This is a genomic window from Methylobacterium sp. WL7, assembly GCF_008040085.1.
GTDB classification, from domain to species: Bacteria; Pseudomonadota; Alphaproteobacteria; order Rhizobiales; family Beijerinckiaceae; genus Methylobacterium; species Methylobacterium mesophilicum.
The window spans coordinates 14035-27184 of the sequence record NZ_VRVG01000017.1; the positions used below are offsets into that span (position 1 = coordinate 14035).

Sequence of the window (13150 nt, forward strand, 5' to 3'; positions counted from 1 at the left end):
CCTTCGCGATGGATGTCGAGGATGGGAGGCGCCTGCCGCGGCGCGGGCCTCTGCCGGGCCGGGGCGCATCGCCCCGGGGCCGGTCGCCGACCGCGCGGATGCGCGGCCGGACGGTGTGCCGCGACGGAAAGCGGTGTCGTCAGCCGTTCGCGAGCTGCGCGAGGAGACGCGCGGCGGCGGGCTCGGACGAGGCCGGGTTCTGGCCGGTGATCAGCAACCCGTCGGCCACCACGTACGGCGCCCAGTCGTCGCCCCTGGAGAACCGGCCGCCGTTGCGCCGGAGTTCGTCCTCGACCAGGAACGGCACCACCCGGGTGAGGCCGACGGCCTCCTCCTCGGTGTTCGTGAACCCGGTCACCGCCTTGCCCTGGACGAGGGGCGTCCCGTCGGGGGCCTTCGCGTGGCGCAGGGCGCCGGGGGCATGGCAGACGAGGGCGACGGGCTTGCCGGCTTCCAGTGTCGTCTCGATCAGCTTGATCGAGGCCGGGTCCTCGGCGAGGTCCCAGAGCGGACCGTGGCCGCCCGGATAGAACACGGTGTCGAACGCCTCATGGGAGACGGCATCGAGCCGGGTCGTGGTCTCCAGCGCCGCCAGCGCGTCCGCGTCCGCCTCGAAGCGGCGCGTCGCGTCCGTCTGCGCGCCCGGCTCGCTGCTCTTGGGGTCCAGCGGCGGCCGTCCCCCCTGGGGCGAGGCCAGCACGATCTCGGCGCCGGCATCCTTGAACACGTAATAGGGCGCGGCGAGCTCTTCCAGCCAGAAGCCGGTCTTGCGGCCGGTGTCGCCGAGCCGATCGTGGGAGGTCAGCACCATCAGGATCTTCATCGTCGTTCTCCGTGATCGTCCAGGTTGGAGGGGGGCGTCCGGCGGCCGATCGACCGATCGGTCGGCCCGGATTTCAAATGGGTCGGGGACGCCGAGGCGGCGTCAGTGCGCCTTCGCCGGGTCGTCCGCGCGCTGCTCTTGTGCCGGTGCCGCCTCCACCGGCCGAAGCTGCGGGTTCACGTGGCGGCCGTCGTCGAGCCTGCTGCTGGCCATGCGGACGGCGCCGATGGTCTCCAGGGTGATCCGCTCCTGCGCCGTGGCCGCGGAGCTGCCGAGGAGGGCGGCGCTGATCAACCCGGCGGTGACGAGGGCGGGGAGGGCCGAAATCTTCGTTCCGTGGGGCATGAGCGCGCTCCTTGCGTGGTGTCCGGACCTCCACGGGTCCGGGGAGGCTTCATCGTTTCTATGAGTAGACCAGTCGTCTTTAATTCGGGCACAGGCACGCGTGGTTCGGCCGCCCGTGTCGATCCTCGGGCTCGCGTCAGGCGAGTCCGAGGATCTGTCGCGTGGTCGTCATCGCGGCCTCGAACGGCGCGTCGGTCCGCACGATCTTCGCCATCAGGCTCGCGCCGAGCCAGACGTGATAGAGCGCCTCGGCGGTGGCGTGCGGCGCGCCCGCGACCTTCAGCGAGCCCTCCGCGGCCCCCGCCTCGATCGCCCGGGCCAGCCGCTCGATGATCCCGGCGGTCCCGCCCTTGAGGGCGAGCCGCATCGCCTCGGACAGGTCCGAGACCTCCGCGGCGAGCTTCACCGCCAGGCACTTGCGCTGATAATCGACGCTGCCCTGCGTCGCCTGCCACTTGCGCCAGTAGTTCATCAGGCGCTCGGCATGGTTGAGCCCCGGCTCCGCGAGGGTCGCATCCAGCGCGGCGAGGTAGCTTTCGAAGTAATCGGCCAGAAGTGCCTCGCCGAACGCCTCCTTCGAGCCGAAGTAATGGTAGAACGAGCCCTTCGGCACCCCGGCCGAAACCAGGATCTCGTTGAGCCCCACCCCGGAAAACCCCTTCGCGCCCACCAGACCGTAGGCGGTGTCGAGGATCTCCTGCCGGGTGTCGGTATGCGCGTTGAGGCGTGCCATGACGCTGAGATAGCCTTGATTAGACCGGTCGTCTAGTGCCGAAGTGCATGTTTTTTCGTTCAGGCTCCGGTTGGCTCCCGGTGAAGCGCATCCGTGGTGGTTGCCGCCGCACGCCAATTCAGGCCGCTGCGGCCCGCCCCTTCGATGGCAAGGTCCGACAGCTGCTCCCCGCCCGACCACGCCCGGCGCGGATCGCATTCAGACGACCAGCCCTTTCAAGGTGTTTGCAGCAGCGGTCGGCATCGGACTGTCCCGCTTGGCTGGTGAGCCCTGGACTTTGCAGAGGCCATTCTGAAAACAGCCTCGTCATCCCGGGGCCGCGAAGCGGAAACCCGGGATCCGTGGAGGAAGGATCGCTTTCTGCGACCCATTTCCTGCTTCCGTGCCACCGTTTCGGCTGTCACCCGAGCAGATCACGCGCCTCCCTTTCCCGGACAGGTGAAGCGAAGCAGAACCTGATTCGGGACCCAGCACACGAAGCGCCGCGCCAGCGGCACGGGTTGATCGAACGGACGCTGCGCGCCGTCGTGTGCTGGGTCCCGGGTCGCATTCCGCTGACGCTGCATGCGCCCGGGAAAAGGGCCGTGCAGACCGGCTCAACGCCCTATCCTGGCTCTCAGCCAAACACCTCGAAGGGGCTGATTCATACGACCTGCAAACCAAGTCGCCCGCAGATCCAGTCCTGCGCCGCATCGATGTCGGCGAAGGTCGGCGGGCACGGATCGTCCACCATGCCGAACCCGGCCTCGAGGAACCACTTGCCGGCATCGGCCTCGTGCATCTCCGAGAGTCGCACCAGGACCGCGACGAGGAAGCCTTCGTGGAAGACGAGCTGGCTCTCCTGATCCTCGCTCCCGGTGCCGACCTGCACGGGTTGAAGGCGTAGGCTCATGCCGCGTCCCTCCCTCCGAGATGCAGGTAGTTCGGCTTGAACTCGGCGAACGCCTCCAGACCCACGAGATCCAAGATCGTCACCTGCTGCCCCGAGAACGCGATCAGGCCGCGCCGCTGCAGGCTGGTCAGGACGCGGTTGACGTGTACGGCGGCCAGCCCGATGGTGTCGGCCATGTCATCCTGGGTGATCGGAAGCGCGTAGCTCTGGCCCTGGCCGGCCGTGCGGCCGACGGCGCGCAGCCGCAACAGCAATTCGCAGAGCAGATGCGCGATGCGCTCGTCCGCGGAGCGGCGGCCGATATTGACCAGCCATTCGCGCAGGGTCGCCTCGTCCACCAGGGTCGCCAGCCGCAGGGCGTGGGTGATGCCGGGATGGCGGTCGAGCAGGCCCTGGATGGTGTCGAGGTCGATCCGCACCACGTGACACGTGGAGAGTGTGCCGATCGCATGGTCCATGGCCTTCAGCAGCGCCACGTCGAGGTCGCAGTAATCGCCCGGAACCAGGTAGGCCATGATCTGGCGCGCGCCGCTCGCCCGGAGCTTGTAGCGGCAGGCGATGCCGTCGAGGATCAGGTAGACGCCGTCCGGTTTGTCGCCCTCCCGGATCAGGGCGGTCCCGGGCTCGACGACCTGCGGGTTCGCGCTGATCCGCCGCAGAACGTCCTTGTCGTCCTCCGAGAGCTTGGCGAGGCTCTCGAGCTTCGCGATCAAAGGATTGTTCGTTGCTCCGGCGGGAGGATTCGCGCCGCCGCCGGCATCCGTCCTGTCGTCGTCCTGCATCGCCTCTCACCTGGGTCACACACGGGGATACGATCCCGTATTCGCCATCCGGCAGGGCTTTTTAGATCAGCGTTTGGTCCATCGATACCCTGTCCAACGGTCGCAATACGAAGTGTCGGATATCGCACACGGGGGGAGCCGCTCGATCAGGCCTGCCCGCCGCGGGTCTCCCGATGCGCGAGCACAGCCTTCGCCGGGTAGAACATCGCGTGGCCGTTCGTGGCGACGATGACCGCCCGATCCGTATCGGAGCTGCCGTCCGGCGCGGCCTCCAGAGCGACCCGCCGCCCTTGGCCGCCGGAGCGAGGCGGACAAGCCACGCTGCGTTCCGCACCGCAGGGCGCAGTCTCTCTTCCAGACTGAATCGGCTCGGTCCTTGACTTATGCGCAATCTGCGTCTTAGTTATGCTCAAGTTGAGCATAGTTGACGCCATGACCGAACCCGAGTTCCTCGCCGGATACGACCCCGCCGCCTACGCGCGGCCGGCGCTCGCCGTCGATCTGGTCCTGCTGGGCCTGTGCGCCGGCCGCCTGACCGCGCTCCTGACGGAGCGCACGCAGCATCCCCATGCCGGCCGCTGGGCGCTGCCGGGCGGTTTCGTCGGCATCGCCGAGACCCTGGACGCGGCGGCCGGGCGGGTCCTGCGGGAGAAGGTCGGGATCCCGCAAGCGCGCCTCGAACAGCTCTACACCTTCGGCGCCCTGGACCGCGATCCGCGCATGCGCATCGTCTCCGTGGCTCATCTGGCGCTGCTGCCGGAGCGGACCTTCGCGGAGGCGCTCGCGGGCGGACGGGGCCTGACGGCCGCGACCGTCGCGGTGCCCTGGGAGGGCGAGGCCGGCGGCCCCGTCTCGGCCCTGCCGGCGGACGGGGAACCGCGCGCGCTGGCCTTCGACCATGCCGACATCCTGGCGCTCGCCGTGCTGCGGCTGCGCGGCAAGCTCGACTATTCGGACGTCGCCTTCGCGCTCCTGCCGGAGACCTTCACCCTCCGGCAGCTCCAGGACGTGCACGCGGCGATCCTGGGTACGCCGCTGAACAAGCCCGCCTTCCGCCGCCGCATGCTCGACCGCGGCTGGCTGGAGCCGACCGGCATGCGCGAGGCCGGCACGGCGTTCCGCCCGGCCGAGCTCTATCGGTTCCGACCGTCGCGTTGACCCGCAAGGAGGACATCATGGCTACGATCCGCAACATCGGCCTGATCGCCCAGCTGAGGAGCGAGGCGAGCCGCCACGTCATCCGCTACAGCAGCGGCGGCGTCCGCCAGAGCGGCCGGGGACTGGTCTTCTGGTTCAGGCCCGAGACCGCCAGCATCAGCGAGGTGCCGGTGGACGACCGCGAGATGACGCTGTTCGTGCGCGGCCGCAGCCGGGACTTCCAGACGGTCGCGGTTCAGGGGACGGTCGGCTGGCACGTCGTCGATCCCGAACTGCTGGCACGCCGGGTCGATTTCTCGATCAACCTCGCCACCGGCCGCCTGCAGGGCGAGCCGATCGAGCAGATCGAGGCGCGCCTCAGCGGCATCGCCGGCCAGGCGGTCCTGCAGTATCTCGGCGCCGCGCCGATCGGCGCCCTGCTCGATGCGGGCCCCGAGCCGCTGCGGGTAATCCTCGAGGCGGTCCTGGCATCGGCCCCGGCGCTCGCCGAGATCGGGGTCGCGGCGGTGTCGGTGCGGCTCACCAACCTCGCACCCACCAGCGAGCTGGAACGCGCCCTGCAGACGCCGACCTACGAGGCGCTGCAGCAGAAGGCCGACGAGGCGACCTTCGCCCGCCGCGCCCTCGCGGTCGAGAAGGAGCGGGCCATCGCGGAGAACGAACTCGCGACCAAGACCGAGCTGGCCCGGCGCGAGACGCTCCTGATCGTGCAGGAGACGCAGAACGCCCGCGACCGGGCGGCCGGCCTCGCCGAGGCCCAGGGGCTCGAGGCGGCGGCCGAGGCCGAGCGGATCCGGCTCGTCGAGGGCGCCCGCGCCGAGGCCGAGCAGCAGCGCGCCGCGATCTACCGCGACATGCCGCCGGCCGTGCTGCTCGGGCTCGCCGCACGGGAATTCGCCGGCAAGCTCGACACGATCGAGCACCTCAACGTCACGCCCGACCTGCTCGCGGCGGCCCTGGGCGAATTCCGCCGGGCCGTGCCGCTGCCGGCCGCGACGCGCTGAGGGGGCGGGCCATGGCAGGGGTCACGCCCCGGGTGGTCTTCGTGATCCGCGACACCGATTACGAGCTGCTGCTGATCCGGCACGCGACCCGCGGCCAGGTCCGGTTCTTCCTGGAGAGCCGCGGGCAGTCGATCGCGGAGATCGAGGACCGCCACGCGCGGGCCCACGCGGTCCTCGCGCAGGCCCGCGCGTGCGTGCCGACGGAGTGGCGCCAGGCGCTGGTGCGGCGCCCCGACCTCGACCGCTTCCTGTTCGCCCCCGAGGACGTCGTGGTCGCGGTGGGCCAGGACGGGCTCGTGGCCAACGTCGCGAAGTATCTCGACGGGCAGCCGGTGGTCGGCGTCAATCCGGCGCCCGACCTCTACGACGGCATCCTGGCGCGCGCCCCGGTGGAGCGGCTGGGGGCGCTGCTGCCGGCCAGCGTCGCCGGAGCCGCGCGGATCGAGCGCCGCACCATGGTGCAGGCGGTGCTCGACGGCGGCGCGCGGCTGCTGGCGCTGAACGAGATCTTCGTCGGCCACCGCAGCCACCAATCCGCGCGCTACCGGATCGCGGATCGCGGCCGGGCGGAGGACCAGTCGTCGAGCGGCCTGATCGTGGCGTCCGGGACCGGCCTGACCGGCTGGGCCCGGTCGATCAGCGACGCGACCCACATCGCCCTCGATGTCGGCGTCGAGGAGGCGGCGGTCGGCTACTGGGTGCGCGAGCCGTTTCCGAGCGTCGCCACCGCGACGGGCCTGCGCGCGGGCAAGCTCGCCGCCGATTCCCTCACCGTGACGTCGCGGATGAACGAGGGCGGCGTCGTGTTCGCCGACGGGATCGAGCAGGATTTCCTCGCCTTCGACTGGGGGCGGCGCGTGGACATCGCCCCCGCCGCCCGGACCCTCAACCTCGTCGTCGCCTGAGACCGCGGGCCGCGTTCGGGGCGGGCGGCGTCACCGGCCCAGCGCACGCGGCCCTCGTCGAGACGCCGGCAACCGGGCGGGGCAACGCGTCGGGGCGCGCGCCGCCGTCGCGTCATGCGGCGACGGGCCTGACCACCACGTCCTCGGCGTCGACAAGGGTCGCCATGACGCCGGACTGGATCCGAGCGAAGACCGCGTCGGGATCGCCCATGCTCTGCATCAGGACGGCGCACGAGAGGGCGATGACGTGCGGGGTGCGGTCAGGCCCTTCGGCGAGGAACGCGCGGATCGCCTCGACCAGGGATGCGTCCGGGTCCTCCTCCGGCAGGGTGCTCAGGACGTGCGCGCAATCCTGCCGCAGCGACGCCAACGCGGTGTCCACCACCGAGACCCAGTGCCGGGCCTGGTCGTGGATGAGCCAGCGCACCGACCCCTCGGCCACCGGGGCCAGTCCCGCGAGATAGCGCCGAGCGGCTGCGTCATCGAACATGGCGTGGGCTTTAGCGCCCGCCCTCCGAAACGCCAACGCGTCGGATGACCGGTTCGGACCGCCGGCCTGTTGCCGGCGCGGGACCCGGGCGGCATGGTGTCGGCCCCGGAACAGGCGAAGCGAGCATTCGAGCCATGGGTCTGCTGGACGGATTGCTGGGACACGGCGCCGAAGTCGACGCCGCCTCCCTCGAGCGGCGGCTCGCGGGCATCCTGATCGACGGCGAGACGGCGCGCCTGGCGTTCAAGATCATCCGGGACGTGTTCGTGTTCACGGAACGCCGGATCATCCTGATCGACGTGCAGGGCGTCACCGGCAGCAAGGTCGAATTCACCTCGATTCCCTACCGGGCGGTGGTCCGCTTCTCGGTGGAGACGGCCGGCACCTTCGATCTCGACGCCGAGCTCAAGATCTGGGTCTCGGGCACGCCGCAGCCGATCGAGCGCACCCTCAAGAAGGGCGCCGACGTGCGCGGCATCCAGCGCGCCCTGGCCGAGGGCGTGCTGCGCTAGAGCGGTGCCCGAGCGCTGGGCGCCGGCTCATCGGGGCGCCGCGCCGCTCCGCGATCCGACCGGGGCCATCGCCTCGAACACGCCGTCCCGGCGCACCAGCGCGTGGAACAGCGCCGCCGCCACATGGGTCAGCACCAGGGCGAAGAACGCGAAGGCGAGGTAGAAATGCGCGTTCCACAGCAGCGTATGGAGCGCGGCGTTCTGCGGTAGGATCGCGGGCAGGCGTAGGCCGCCGTAGAGCACGACCGGGTAGGCCCCGGCCGACAGCATCGCCCAACCCAGAAGCGGCATGGCGAACATGAGCGCGTAGAGCCCGTAATGGGACAGGTGCGCGGCGAGCTTCATCGGCGCCGGCAGGTCGGCCGGCAGGGGCGGGCTCCCGCTTCGCGCCCGCACCGCCAGCCGGATCAGGGCGAGGACGAAGATCGCCACGCCCAGCGTCTTATGGGTCGCGAGCAGCGGCACGTATGTGGGCATGATCGTCGAGACCATGCCGACCCCGATGAAGAACATCGCGACGATGCACGCGGCCATCGACCAGTGCAGCAGCCGCTGGCCGCCCGTGAAGCGCTTGCCGTCTGTCGTCATCGCCGCGCCTCCGCCGTGCGCCCGGGATAGTCCTTCTCCTCCGCGGTGCGGAGGTCGTAGGATCGCGCGTAGGCCGCCGAGCGCGCCGCCGGGAACGGGTCGTCGGAGACCCGGATGCCGTCCGGCAGGATCGTCGGATCGAAGTTGATGTCGCGGCAGGGGCCGTCCGCCTCGGGCTCGATGCGCTGAACCACCAGGGTGCCCGCCTCCACGCTGCGCCGTCCCTCCGGCCAGGCCCGGCTCGGATCGGCGGTCGGGTCGCCGGGCTCGGCGACCGTGAGGACAAGCGTCCAGCGTTGCGGCCCGGCCGCGACCCGGTCCGTGATCTCCTGCTCCAGGTAGGCGGGGCCGCGCTTGGCCAGGTCCTCGGGCGTGATCCGCTCCGCCTGCGCCTCGGGACGGAACGACCAGCGCACCGCCCGCTCGGCGCCGGACGCGTCGGTGACCCGGAAGGCGTTGAGGCTGTTGTAGGGCTCCTGCGCATAGCTCGCGGTCCAGTCGGGGCTCTTGGCCCAGGCGCCGAACGGGGCGAACCCCGGATGCGCGGCGACGAAGGCCGCCATCGCGTTCGGCTCCTTGCTCGCCGGGACCCGCAGCAGGGCGTAGAACGCCTCCGGGGTGGAAACCGGGAAGACCGGCGCGTTGATCATGGCGGTGCGCCACACCGCGCCGTCGTCCGCCGTGATCTGCAGCCCCAGGCCCCGCACCCGGACGGTGGCATCCGGCGCGCCCGGATTGGGGGTGCCGAGGTTGAACCGCCCCAGGGCCGGATGGTGCCCGGTCGCGAAGACGCGTGCCCGCGAGAGCGCGCTGCCCTGGCCGTTGGCCTCGAACGTACCGGTGAAGCAGATGCCCTTGGCGTGGTTGCGGCGATACCCGGGAACCGGGCCGGTCGGCGGCGCGAGCGCGTCGACGAGCTTCGTGGGCGTCAGGCGGTCGGGGGAGAGCCAGCCCGCCGTGTAGGCGAGCGCCCCGGTCGCGCCGACGCAGACGGCCGCGATGACGGCGAGCGAGGTCAGGGTCGAGCGCGGCCCCGATGGTGGAAGCGGCATGCGAGGGTCTCCCTTGGCCATCGCGCGGCGCCGGCCGCGGACGGCCCCGGCGCGGCGACGAACGATCCCGGACGCCGGCGGAGACCGGCTCCGCCCGCGTTCGAGGCCTCACAAGCTGCCAGAGATTTTGAATTCAGGAAAGCAAAGCTTCAGGGCGGCGGCGAATACGGGCTGCGTTCGTGGAATGACGGGTTTCGGCCCGGGACGTACTGCTCCACGCCGGCGCTGCTCACGCGGCCCGGGGAATCAGGCGCCGGGCGCGCACGGTGCCGTCGATGCTCCGCAGCGCCTGGAGCACCGCATCCGCCTCCGTCCGCTCCACCGACGCATCCACGACCACGTAGCCGAAATCGCCGTCGGTCTGCAGATACTGCGCGTCGATGTTGAGCGCGCGGCCCGAGAAGACCGTATTGATCTTGCCCAGGACGCCGGGCACGTTCCGGTGCACGTGGAGGAAGCGTGCGCCGGACAGGCGCGGCGGCAATTGCACCTGCGGGAAGTTGACGGCGCTCAGCGTCGAGCCGGTCTGGGCGTACTCCACCAGCTTGCGGGCGACCTCCGCGCCGATGCGGTCCTGCGCCTCTTCCGTCGATCCGCCGATATGCGGGGTCAGGATCACGTTCGCGAGGCCCTGGAGCGGCGAGACGAAGCGCTCCGCGTTGGAGGTCGGCTCGACCGGGAAGACGTCGATCGCCGCGCCGCCGAGACGGCCCTCCCGCAGCGCCCCGGCCAGGGCCTCCAGGTCCACCACCGTCCCGCGGCTGTTGTTGATCAGGTAGGCGCCGGGCTTCATGGCGCGGATCCGCGCCGCATTCATGAGCCCGTGCGTCGCCGGGGTCTCGGGGACGTGCAGGCTGACCACGTCGCTCACGGCGAGCAGGGTCTCCAGGCTGTCCACCGGCTCGGTGTTGCCGTGGCGCAGCTTGTCGGTCAGGTCGTGGAATACGACGCGCATGCCCATCGCCTCGGCGAGATTGGACAGCTGCGAGCCGATATTGCCGTAGCCGACGATCCCCAGAATCTTGCCGCGGACCTCGAAGGCGCCCGTCGCGGATTTGTCCCATCCGCCCGCATGCGCGGAGGCCGAGCGCGGCAGGATGCGCCGGAGCAGCATCACGATCTCGCCGATCGTGAGTTCGGCGACGCTGCGGGTGTTCGAGAACGGCGCGTTGAAGACGGGCACGCCGCGCGCCCGGGCGCTCTCGAGATCGACCTGGTTGGTCCCGACGCTGAAGCAGCCGATCACGGTCAGGTCGGGCAGCGCGTCGAGCAGCTCCGCCGTGACCGTGGTCCGCGAGCGGATCCCGAGCACGTTGGTGTCGGCGAGGCGCGCCGCCTCGGCGAGGCCGAAGGCGTGGGACAGCGGTTGGACCGCGCCGAATCCCGCCTGCGCGAAGATCGCGTGGGCCGTGGCGGCGATGTTCTCGCTCAGGACGATGCGTTCCGTAGGCAAAACCGGCACCTCTGCGGACGGGATGATGCAGATCTTCACGATCGGCGTGGTGCGGTTCGTCGTCAATCGTCTTCGATCGGCGAACAGGACAAGACGAAAGAATTTTCGTGTTGTTGCCCAATACGATGGGAGGAATGTGTCCGGCGAGGCCGGTCGCCGCCTCCGGCTTCGGCGGCAGCTCGGCGCGCAGGGCCGAGTCTGCCGACGGCCGTCCTGTGGCACGACGCGCCCGGCGCCATCCGCCGGCCCTCGCCCCGCAAGCTTCGTGTTCACGCGGGCGCGGGGTGGCACCAGCTTCCGTCAAACCGCGGGGTCATCGCCAATCGATTCCTTGAGGTGGCAAACCGCCTGGGTTAGCCTGGCGTCTCGGTCAACCGGCTTGCGTGAGTTGGGTGATGGCGACCTCGATAAAGCGACCCTCTTGGATCGACGGATACAGCCTGACGACGGCGGAAATCTTTTACCACCTTCCCGATTATCCGCATCTTCTCCAGACATTCATCTGGCAGCAGCTCGATCTGTTTCCTCAACTGCCCGAATTGAAGAAGTTCCTGGCCTTCTGGCAGGAGAAGCTGGATGGCCCGGTGCATTCGGTGAAGGTCATGCACTGCCAGCTCGTGACGCCCGCCGAACTCCGTACGATCTCCGGGGACGTCCTGCTTCACTGAGGGATCGACCGATCGGTGTTTCCGATGGGCCCGGCGGGCTTCGAGATCTCGCGGCCCGCGCGAAGGATCCGCGGCGCGGGTCTCGGTCATGCGCTCCGTCGGCGCGGCGGTTGATCCGTATCCGGTGCGGAAACCGCGTCGCGCCCGTCGGGATGTGCTTCTACCGTTCGCCCTATGCCGAAAGGAATGCTAATACAAAATCCGATACCGGGGCGGAACGGGACGGTTCATCATGGCAGCGGCGCGTCGCATCGGCCTCGTCCTCTGCCCCGATTTCGACTTCATGGGATTGGCCGTGACCTCGCCGTTCGAGATGGCGAACTGGTATGCGGGCGAGAAGCTCTACGACGTCCGCCTGCATTCCGAGTTGGGCGGTCGGCTCCGGGCCGGCCTGGGCGCCGACGTCGCCACCGAGCCGCTGGCCGAGCCGGACGCCTTCGACACGATCCTGGTCGCGGCCGGCGTCGGCATCCCGACGACCGCGCCGGGGCTCGCCGCCTATATCCGCGCCGCCGCGCAATCGACCCGCCGGCTCGCCGGCCTGTGCCTGGGGGCCTTCATCCTGGCCGATGCGGGTATCCTCGACGGGCGGCGCGCGACCACGCATTGGTACTTCGCGGCCCATTTCCGCGCGCGCTACCCCGCCTGCAAGCTCGACGTCGACAAGATCTACATCGCCGACGACAACATCTGGACCTCGGCCGGCATGTCGGCGGCCATCGACCTCGCGGTCGGCATGGTCGAGCGCGACCACGGCCGGGACCTCGCCACCTCGGTCGCCCGGGGGCTGGTGATGGAGCGGCGCCGGTCCGGCGGCCAGGCGCAGCGCTCGGCCCTGCTCGATGTCGATCCGCCGACCGATCGGATCCAGAGCGTCCTGGCCTACGCCCGCCGCAACCTCCCCAAGTCCCTGACCGCCGAGGACCTGGCGGCGGTGGCCTGCCTGAGCCCGCGCCAGCTGACGCGCCTGTTCCGCGCCGAGACCGGAACCTCGCCGGCCAAGGCGGTCGAGACGATCCGGGTCGAGGCGGCCAAGCTGATGCTGGAGGAGAGCCGGCTGCCGCTGGAGGCGATCGCCCAGGCGGTCGGGTTCGCCAACCGCGAGCGGATGCGCCGGTCGTTCCTCCGGGTCTACGGCGAGGTTCCCCGGCGGATCCGCCAGGCCGCCGGGCCGCTTGCCGTGATGTGACGCGGACCATGTCCGAAAACGAGGCCTTTATGGCGTAGGCGGCGGGCAGGGCCACGCTTAAGCATGGTGCAGGCCCTGCTGATATTCGGACGGACACGATCATGGTGAACCTGTCGATCAATGGTCGCCAACATGCAGTCGATGCCGAGCCCGATACGCCATTACTGTTCGTCCTGCGTGATACGCTCGGCCTGACCGGCACCAAGTACGGGTGCGGCATCGGCCAATGCGGGGCCTGCACGGTGCTGCTCGACGGGCAGGCTACGCGCTCCTGCCAGATCCCGATCGAGAGCGTCGGCACGCAGCCCGTCGCCACGATCGAGGCGGTGGAGCAGGACGCGGTCGGCCGGAAGGTCGTGGCGGCCTGGGTGTCGCTGCAGGTGCCGCAATGCGGCTATTGCCAGTCGGGTCAGGTCATGGCCGCGACCGCCCTGCTCAAGCAGACGCCGCGCCCCACCGATGCCGACATCGCCGACGCGATGACCAACCTGTGCCGCTGCGGAACCTACAACGCCATCGCCGCCGCCGTGCGGCAGGCCGCGGCCTGAGGAGGGCG

The 13150-nt window shown here is 70.3% G+C and carries 17 protein-coding genes; 7 read left to right on the top strand and 10 right to left on the bottom strand.

The genetic code is table 11. From position 1 onward, the window contains the following. Positions 1-139 precede the first annotated feature (139 nt). From FV233_RS07120 to FV233_RS30185, 6 genes are all read right to left on the bottom strand, one after another. Entirely contained in the window at positions 140-823 is a 684-nt protein-coding gene (locus tag FV233_RS07120) for a type 1 glutamine amidotransferase domain-containing protein (RefSeq protein WP_147897052.1), read from the bottom strand. A gap of 102 nt (positions 824-925) precedes the next feature. Then, complete coding sequence (locus FV233_RS07125; protein WP_147897053.1) at positions 926-1168, bottom strand: hypothetical protein; 243 nt, start codon at positions 1166-1168, stop codon at positions 926-928. A 136-nt stretch (positions 1169-1304) separates the two neighbouring features. Further along, positions 1305-1901 (bottom strand): TetR/AcrR family transcriptional regulator, encoded by a 597-nt coding sequence (locus FV233_RS07130; RefSeq protein ID WP_147897054.1) that lies wholly within the window; start codon positions 1899-1901, stop codon positions 1305-1307. Positions 1902-2544: 643 nt separating this feature from the next. Then, a complete protein-coding gene (locus FV233_RS07135) occupies positions 2545-2793 on the bottom strand; it encodes a hypothetical protein (protein WP_147856492.1) in 249 nt (82 codons plus the stop codon). After that, a complete protein-coding gene (locus tag FV233_RS07140; RefSeq protein ID WP_246689927.1) occupies positions 2790-3506 on the bottom strand; it encodes a Crp/Fnr family transcriptional regulator in 717 nt (238 codons plus the stop codon). The genes FV233_RS07135 and FV233_RS07140 overlap by 4 nt, the downstream gene beginning before the upstream one ends. A gap of 215 nt (positions 3507-3721) precedes the next feature. Further along, positions 3722-3895 carry a hypothetical protein gene (locus tag FV233_RS30185; RefSeq protein WP_187277857.1) on the bottom strand — a complete coding sequence of 58 codons (174 nt, stop codon included), beginning with the start codon at positions 3893-3895 and terminating at the stop codon, positions 3722-3724. A gap of 112 nt (positions 3896-4007) precedes the next feature. On the opposite strand from FV233_RS30185, the gene FV233_RS07145 reads away from it, so the two are divergent. From FV233_RS07145 to FV233_RS07155, 3 genes are read left to right on the top strand one after another with little or no spacing between them, the layout of a single operon-like run. Further along, the gene (locus FV233_RS07145) at positions 4008-4733 is read left to right on the top strand and encodes an NUDIX domain-containing protein (protein ID WP_147897056.1); all 726 of its coding nucleotides are present in this window, start codon (positions 4008-4010) and stop codon (positions 4731-4733) included. 17 nt (positions 4734-4750) lie between these two features. Beyond that, positions 4751-5737, top strand: coding sequence for an SPFH domain-containing protein (locus tag FV233_RS07150; protein WP_147897057.1), 987 nt, complete (start codon positions 4751-4753; stop codon positions 5735-5737). An 11-nt stretch (positions 5738-5748) separates the two neighbouring features. Further along, the gene (locus FV233_RS07155; protein ID WP_147857808.1) at positions 5749-6642 is read left to right on the top strand and encodes an NAD(+)/NADH kinase; all 894 of its coding nucleotides are present in this window, start codon (positions 5749-5751) and stop codon (positions 6640-6642) included. A 112-nt stretch (positions 6643-6754) separates the two neighbouring features. Here FV233_RS07155 and FV233_RS07160 read toward each other — a convergent pair whose 3' ends face one another. Then, the gene (locus FV233_RS07160; protein ID WP_147857258.1) at positions 6755-7132 is read right to left on the bottom strand and encodes a hypothetical protein; all 378 of its coding nucleotides are present in this window, start codon (positions 7130-7132) and stop codon (positions 6755-6757) included. Positions 7133-7266: 134 nt separating this feature from the next. On the opposite strand from FV233_RS07160, the gene FV233_RS07165 reads away from it, so the two are divergent. Continuing rightward, positions 7267-7644 carry a PH domain-containing protein gene (locus FV233_RS07165; RefSeq protein WP_147857259.1) on the top strand — a complete coding sequence of 126 codons (378 nt, stop codon included), beginning with the start codon at positions 7267-7269 and terminating at the stop codon, positions 7642-7644. A gap of 27 nt (positions 7645-7671) precedes the next feature. Here the strand turns inward: FV233_RS07165 and FV233_RS07170 are convergent, their stop codons facing one another. The 3 genes from FV233_RS07170 to serA form a co-directional block, all read right to left on the bottom strand. After that, complete coding sequence (locus tag FV233_RS07170; RefSeq protein ID WP_147897058.1) at positions 7672-8232, bottom strand: cytochrome b; 561 nt, start codon at positions 8230-8232, stop codon at positions 7672-7674. Continuing rightward, entirely contained in the window at positions 8229-9284 is a 1056-nt protein-coding gene (locus FV233_RS07175) for a catalase family peroxidase (RefSeq protein ID WP_147897059.1), read from the bottom strand. Before FV233_RS07175 ends, FV233_RS07170 begins: the two co-directional genes overlap by 4 nt. 229 nt (positions 9285-9513) lie before the next feature. Continuing rightward, complete coding sequence (serA, locus tag FV233_RS07180; protein ID WP_187278067.1) at positions 9514-10746, bottom strand: phosphoglycerate dehydrogenase; 1233 nt, start codon at positions 10744-10746, stop codon at positions 9514-9516. Between the two features lie 386 nt (positions 10747-11132). Here serA and FV233_RS07185 point away from each other — a divergent pair, with 386 nt between their 5' ends. The 3 genes from FV233_RS07185 (at position 11133) to FV233_RS07195 (ending at position 13142) form a co-directional block, all read left to right on the top strand. Then, the gene (locus FV233_RS07185) at positions 11133-11405 is read left to right on the top strand and encodes an aspartate-semialdehyde dehydrogenase (RefSeq protein WP_147857324.1); all 273 of its coding nucleotides are present in this window, start codon (positions 11133-11135) and stop codon (positions 11403-11405) included. A gap of 232 nt (positions 11406-11637) precedes the next feature. Continuing rightward, on the top strand, positions 11638-12594 hold the full coding sequence (locus FV233_RS07190) for a GlxA family transcriptional regulator (RefSeq protein WP_147897060.1): 957 nt from the start codon (positions 11638-11640) through the stop codon (positions 12592-12594). A 101-nt stretch (positions 12595-12695) separates the two neighbouring features. Beyond that, positions 12696-13142: a (2Fe-2S)-binding protein gene (locus FV233_RS07195; protein ID WP_147857322.1), complete on the top strand. Its 447-nt coding sequence runs from the start codon at positions 12696-12698 to the stop codon at positions 13140-13142. Positions 13143-13150: the final 8 nt, after the last annotated feature.